We start from the raw sequence: 5,907 nt of genomic DNA, 5'->3' as shown, positions 1-5,907 counted from the left end.
TACTACTGGCACTTCGTCGACGTCGTGTGGATCGGACTGTTCGCGGTCATCTACATCATCCGATAGATCAACAGGAGCTGACCTCACCTCATGCGTCCCCGCGTTCCCGGCACCCAGAAGTCCCGCGCCACAGCCTCCGGCCGCCCCACGGCCGCGCGCAAGACCGGTCGCCGCCACCCGCTCGCCACCGTCGCGCTGCTCGCCATCGGCCTCGGCCTCACCGGCGGCGCCTACGCCGCCTTCACCACCACGACGGCCTCGGCCGACCCGGCTCAGGTGCAGACGGCCTCCAAGTCGTCGGTCGAGCAGGGCCAGAAGCTCTTCCAGGCCAACTGCGCCACCTGCCACGGCATGGAGGCGCAGGGCACCGTCAACGCTCCCTCGCTGATCGGCGTCGGTGCCGCCGCCGTCGACTTCCAGGTCGGCACCGGCCGCATGCCCATGCAGATGCAGGGACCGCAGGCGGAGCAGAAGCCCGTCCAGTTCACCGACGAAGAGGTCGCGGCACTCGCCGCCTACGTCGCGTCGCTGGCCCCCGGCCCGTCCATCCCGGAGCAGAAGTACCTCGACGGCAAGGGCGACGCCGCCGCCGGCGCCGAGCTCTTCCGCATCAACTGCGCGATGTGCCACAACGTCGCCGGCGCGGGTGGAGCACTGACCGAGGGCAAGTTCGCCCCGCCGCTGACCGGTGTCAGCGCCCGGCACATCTACGAGGCCATGATCACCGGCCCGCAGAACATGCCGGTGTTCAACGACCTGAACATCTCGCCTCAGGGCAAGGCCGACATCATCACGTACCTCAAGTACATCCAGAACAACCCGTCCCCGGGCGGCTTCGAGCTCGGTTCGCTCGGCCCGGTGGCCGAGGGTCTCTTCCTCTGGATCTTCGGTCTGGGCGCCATCGTCGCCCTGACCGTGTGGATCACGGCGAAGTCCAACTGACCGTTCTGTCGTACTTGTAGAAGCACAGCGTAAGAAGGAGAACAATGGCACAGGACGAGAACGGCGGTCACGAGCTGACGCCAGCCAGTTCGTCGGCCGTCGACGTGCACCGGACCGGCGACCCCGGAACGGCGGTGATCATCCGCGATGCCGTCGAGAACCCCGGTTTCCCGCCGCACCGTCCACGGGTCACCGACCTCGACCCCAAGAAGGAGCGGCGCGCCGAGCGCACCGTCTACACGCTGTTCTATCTGTCCATCGCGGGCTCGGTGTGGGCGGTCGCCGCCTACATGGCGTTCCCGATCAACGACAGCGACCCCGGGTCGGTCCGGCTGAACAACCTCTTCATCGGTCTCGGCATCGCCCTCGCGCTGCTCGCGATCGGCATCGGCGCCGTGCACTGGGGCAAGGCCCTCATGCACGAGAAGGAGGGCGTCGACCTGCGGCACCCGGTGCGCGGCTCGGAGCAGACCACCGCGCGCGCAGCGGAGATCTTCCGCCAGGCCGACCAGGAGTCCGGCTTCAATCGCCGCACGCTGGTGCGCAACAGCCTCATCGGCGCCCTGATCGCCTTCCCGCTGCCCGCGGTCGTCCTGTTCCGCGGTCTCGCGCCGCAGGGCGAGGACCCGGCCGAACTGCTCTCGCAGACCATGTGGGCCAAGGGCATCCGGCTCACGCGCGACCCGTCCGGCACCCCGATCAAGGCGTCCGACGTCACCCTGGGCAGCGCCTTCCACGTCATCCCGGAGGGTCTGAACGACGCCCCCGACATGCTCGAGCAGAAGGCCAAGGCGGCCGTGCTGCTCATGCGCCTCAAGCCCGAAGACCTGCACGTGTCCAAGGGCCGCGAGAACTGGAACTACGACGGCATCGTCGCCTACTCCAAGATCTGCACGCACGTCGGGTGCCCCGTGGCGCTCTACGAGCAGCAGACCCACCACCTGCTGTGCCCGTGCCACCAGTCGCAGTTCGACATCACGCACGAGGCAGAGGTCATCTTCGGACCGGCGAAGCGGCCACTGCCGCAGCTGCCGATCACCGTTGACGCCGACGGATACCTGGTCGCTCGCAGCGACTTCCACGAGCCCGTCGGCCCGAGCTTCTGGGAGCGCCATTGAGCACCACGACCGCCGCAGCCCCTGCGGCAGAAACCACGGTCAAGAGCGGCGGCTTCACAGCGGCGGCCGCCAACTACATCGAGGACCGCACCAGCATCTCCGGTGCGGTCAAGGAGTTCGGCCGCAAGATCTTCCCGGACCACTGGTCCTTCCTGCTCGGTGAGGTCGCCCTCTACAGCTTCATCGTCATCCTGCTGACGGGGACGTTCCTGACGTTCTTCTTCCAGGCGTCGATGGCCGAGGTCGTCTACAACGGCTCGTACGTCCCGCTCAAGGGCATCCACATGTCCGCCGCGATGGAGTCGACGCTCAACATCTCGTTCGAGGTGCGCGGCGGCCTGCTCGTGCGTCAGATCCACCACTGGGCCGCTCTGCTCTTCGTGGCCGCGATCGGGCTGCACATGCTCCGCATCTTCTTCACGGGTGCGTTCCGCAAGCCGCGCGAGCTCAACTGGGTCATCGGCTTCACGCTGTTCATCCTCGCGATGGCCGAGGGCTTCACGGGCTACTCGCTCCCCGACGACCTCCTCTCGGGCAACGGCCTGCGCATCATCGACGGCCTCATCAAGGGCCTCCCGGTGGTCGGCACCTGGATCTCGTTCCTGCTGTTCGGCGGCGAGTTCCCCGGCACGGCGATCGTCGGACGCCTCTACACGCTGCACATCCTGCTGCTGCCGGCGCTGGTCGTCGCGTTCATCGCACTGCACCTCGTGTTCGTGGTCGTCCACAAGCACACGCAGTACGCCGCTCCGGGTCGCACCCAGGGCAATGTCGTCGGTTACCCGGTCCTCCCCGTCTACGCGGCGAAGGCCGGCGGCTTCTTCTTCATCGTGTTCGGTGTCGTCGCGCTCATGGCGTCGCTCTTCACCATCAACCCGATCTGGAACTACGGCCCGTACGACCCCTCCCCCGTGTCCGCCGGAACCCAGCCGGACTGGTACATCGGCTTCGCGGACGGCGCGCTGCGTCTCGTGCCGCCGGGCTGGGAGTTCGTCTGGCTCAACCGCACCTGGTCGTTCAACATCATCGTCCCGGTGGCCATCCTCGGTCTCTTCATCGTGACAGTCATGATCTACCCCTTCATCGAAGCGTGGATCACCGGCGACAAGCGCGAGCACCACATCCTGGACCGCCCGCGCAACGCGGCCACCCGCACCGCCATCGGCGCCGCAGGCGTCACGTTCTACGCGGTGTTCTGGGCGGCGGCGTCGTCCGACCTCATCGCCACGCACTTCAAGCTGACGATGGAGGGCGTCATCCACACGCTCCAGGCGTTGCTCTTCCTCGGCCCGCTCATCGCGTTCGTGCTCACCAAGCGGGTCTGCCTCGCGCTGCAGAAGAAAGATCGTTCGATCGCGCTGCACGGCTACGAGAGCGGCCGCATCGTGAAGCTCCCCGGTGGTGAGTTCATCGAGGTGCACGAGCAGCTCAGCGACTACGAGCGCTGGCGTCTGGTGAGCTACGAGGCGTACGAGCCGCTGATGATCCGCCCGAACAAGCGCGGCAAGATCACGGCCGGCACCCGCATGCGCGCGAGCCTGTCCCGCTGGTTCTTCGAGGACCGTCTCGTGCCGCCGACCCGCGGCGAGCTCGAGTCGGGTCACGGACACCACTGATCCGCTGAACCTTCGTGAAAGCGCCGATCGTCATCGACGATCGGCGCTTTCCCTTTTCCATCCGCCGACCCGGCGGGCTCGCGTGAGGAGCTCCCTGTGACCGATGTGGCCCGTCTCGCTTCCTGGCTCCGTTGCCCGGTGTGCGGTCGTGACCTCGAGCCCGTCGACCGGCTCACGCTCGGCTGCACAGAGGGTCACCGCCACGACGTCAACAAGCGCGGCTACGTGTCCCTCCTGGGCGGCGGCAGCAAGCTCGTGGGCGACTCCGCCGAGATGCTCGATGCCCGTGACGTGGTGCTGGAGGGCGGCGCCTATGCGCCGATCGCAGCCGTGGTCGCGGCGCTCATTCCGGACGCCGGCGGCCTGCGCATGGTCGATGCCGGTGCCGGCACCGGCTACTACCTCCGCGCAGCGCTGTCTGCCGCGTCCGACGCCACGGGCCTGGCGATGGACCTCTCCCCCACCGCCGTCCTCCGCGCTGTCCGCTCCTCGGAGCGTATCGACGGGCTGGTCGCCGACACCTGGCGCCCGCTTCCCCTCCGTTCGCAGAGCGCAGACGTCGTGCTCGACGTCTTCGCCCCGCGCAATCTCCCCGAGTTCCGGCGAACGCTCCGCCCGGGCGGCCGGCTGGTGGTCGTCGTACCGCGTGCAGACCACCTCGGCTCGCTCCGGTCATCCGGCACGATGCTCGACGTCCCCACCGACAAGGCCGAGGACGTCATCAGGGCCGCAGGCGCCCTGTACGCCCCGCTGGCACGCGAACACGTCCACTACGACCTCTCGGTCGATCAGACCCTTCGGCGCGCCCTGGCGGCCATGGGCCCGTCGGCCCGGCACGCCGCTGCTATGCCCGCAGCGGTGGAGCAGACGACGGTCTCCGTCGACATCCTCGCCTTCGCAGCCCGCTGACGTGCACGAGCCGGCTCGACCTCGATCGAGACGGCGCACAGTGCGTCCCCCGTGCCCGTGGCTGCGGAGAATGCGCCTCGACGGTACGCAGAAAGGCCGCCTCCCGAAGGAGACGGCCTTTCGAGCGGAGTATCGGCCGGTTCAGCGGGCGAAGTAACCCCGGTAGTACTCGTAGACCCAGCCGACGATGCACACGAGCGCGAAGGCCACACCGATGAAGCAGATCCAGATGCCGACCGCCAGGCCGAGCATCACCAGCGCCGCGGCGGCCGCGAGGGCCACCGGCCACCAGCTCCACGGCGAGAAGTGACCGAGCTCGGGGTCGCCGTCGTCGATGTTGGCGTCGAGACGGTCCTCCGGAAGCTCGCCGCCCTGCGAGGCGTGCGAACGTCCCACGTAGAAGGCGATGAACGCAGCCAGGATCGCGCTCAACACGAGCGCGACCGTGCCGACCCACTCGACCTTGCCGTGCATCGGGTCGATCAGGCTCCACAGCGTATAGACGATCGCCGAGAGGAGGAAGAAGACCGAAAGGATCCAGAAGAGGATCGCGTTAGCTCTCATGGGTTCATTTCACCTTGTTGTCTGCGACGTCGAGCACGGGGGCGTCCGGGGCGTCCTTGCCGCCGCCGACTCCGATCGGGATGCCGGCCTCGGGGTGGTTGAGGTCGAACGCCGGCGACTCCGAACGGATGCGCGGGATCGACGTGAAGTTGTGCCGCGGCGGCGGGCAGGACGTCGCCCACTCGAGCGAACGGCCGTAGCCCCACGGGTCGTTGACCGTGACCTTCGGCGCGTTGCGCGCCGTGAGGTACACGTTCACGAAGAACGGGATCATCGAGACGGCGAGGATGCCCGCACCGATCGAGGAGACCTGGTTCATCCAGGTGAAGCCGTCGGACGGGAGGTAGGTCGCGTACCGTCGCGGCATGCCCACGACTCCCAGCCAGTGCTGGATGAGGAAGGTCGTGTGGAAGCCGATGAACAGCAGCCAGAAGTGCCACTTGCCCAGTCGGTCGTTGAGCATCTTGCCCGTCCACTTCGGCCACCAGAAGTAGAATCCGGCGAACATCGCGAACACGACCGTCCCGAAGACCACGTAGTGGAAGTGGGCGACGACGAAGTATGTGTCGGACACGTGGAAGTCGAGCGGCGGCGACGCGAGGATGACGCCGGTCAGTCCACCGAACGTGAAGGTGATGAGGAAGCCGATCGACCAGAGCATCGGGGACTCGAAGGTGAGCGACCCGCGCCACATGGTGCCGATCCAGTTGAAGATCTTCACGCCGGTCGGGACCGCGATGAGCATCGTCATCAGCGAG

Annotated in this window: 6 protein-coding genes; 4 read left to right on the top strand and 2 right to left on the bottom strand. The window is 67.5% G+C overall.

What is annotated here, in order from left to right:
• Positions 1–90: 90 nt before the first annotated feature.
• The 4 genes from Q0Q23_RS19510 to Q0Q23_RS19495 all read left to right on the top strand — a co-directional run bounded on the left by Q0Q23_RS19510 (position 91) and on the right by Q0Q23_RS19495 (position 4,585).
• Entirely contained in the window at positions 91–942 is an 852-nt protein-coding gene (locus Q0Q23_RS19510) for a c-type cytochrome (RefSeq protein WP_295128305.1), read from the top strand.
• Between the two features lie 44 nt (positions 943–986).
• The gene (locus Q0Q23_RS19505) at positions 987–2,060 is read left to right on the top strand and encodes a ubiquinol-cytochrome c reductase iron-sulfur subunit (protein WP_295128303.1); all 1,074 of its coding nucleotides are present in this window, start codon (positions 987–989) and stop codon (positions 2,058–2,060) included.
• On the top strand, positions 2,057–3,676 hold the full coding sequence (locus Q0Q23_RS19500; protein WP_295128300.1) for a ubiquinol-cytochrome c reductase cytochrome b subunit: 1,620 nt from the start codon (positions 2,057–2,059) through the stop codon (positions 3,674–3,676). The genes Q0Q23_RS19505 and Q0Q23_RS19500 overlap by 4 nt, the downstream gene beginning before the upstream one ends.
• Positions 3,677–3,772: 96 nt before the next feature.
• The gene (locus Q0Q23_RS19495; protein WP_295128297.1) at positions 3,773–4,585 is read left to right on the top strand and encodes a methyltransferase domain-containing protein; all 813 of its coding nucleotides are present in this window, start codon (positions 3,773–3,775) and stop codon (positions 4,583–4,585) included.
• Between the two features lie 141 nt (positions 4,586–4,726).
• Here Q0Q23_RS19495 and Q0Q23_RS19490 read toward each other — a convergent pair whose 3' ends face one another.
• Together Q0Q23_RS19490 and Q0Q23_RS19485 are read right to left on the bottom strand one after the other, a co-directional pair.
• Positions 4,727–5,149 carry a cytochrome c oxidase subunit 4 gene (locus Q0Q23_RS19490; protein WP_295128294.1) on the bottom strand — a complete coding sequence of 141 codons (423 nt, stop codon included), beginning with the start codon at positions 5,147–5,149 and terminating at the stop codon, positions 4,727–4,729.
• A 4-nt stretch (positions 5,150–5,153) separates the two neighbouring features.
• A partial coding sequence (locus Q0Q23_RS19485) for a cbb3-type cytochrome c oxidase subunit I (RefSeq protein ID WP_295128291.1) occupies positions 5,154–5,907 on the bottom strand: 754 nt, incomplete at its 5' end.

Origin of the sequence: uncultured Leifsonia sp. (assembly GCF_945957465.1) — a bacterium.
GTDB lineage: Bacteria > Actinomycetota > Actinomycetes > Actinomycetales > Microbacteriaceae > Leifsonia.
Note: the sequence above shows the minus strand (reverse complement) of the source record. Positions and strands in the feature narration are given on the sequence as shown.